The following is a 289-nucleotide window of genomic DNA, read 5'->3' as shown; positions in this document are numbered from 1 at the left end:
GCACAAGGTGTGGTCGGAAGGCCCGCTCCGGGCGCCCCGGCGAATGCTCCTGCGGCAGGCAAGCCGCCGACGACACTTCCGTCGCGTGCCGCGACGGCGCCGACCAACACGCTGAAGCCTTCGGGCGCCCCGGCTCAGACTCCGGCGATGCGCGCGGCTCCGGTTAGGCCGACACCCGCACAGCGCACCGCGCCGGCACGCGCGGCTGTGAGCCCGCCGCCGGCGTCGCGGCCGGCGCCGCCGCCACGTGTGGTTGCCCCGCCACCGCCGCCTCGTCGTACGGCAGTTG

Origin of the sequence: Bradyrhizobium macuxiense (genome assembly GCF_001542415.1) — a bacterium.
Taxonomy (GTDB): Bacteria; Pseudomonadota; Alphaproteobacteria; order Rhizobiales; family Xanthobacteraceae; genus Bradyrhizobium; species Bradyrhizobium macuxiense.
The sequence above is the reverse complement of the archived record's forward strand: the minus strand, read 5'-3'. Positions refer to the sequence as shown.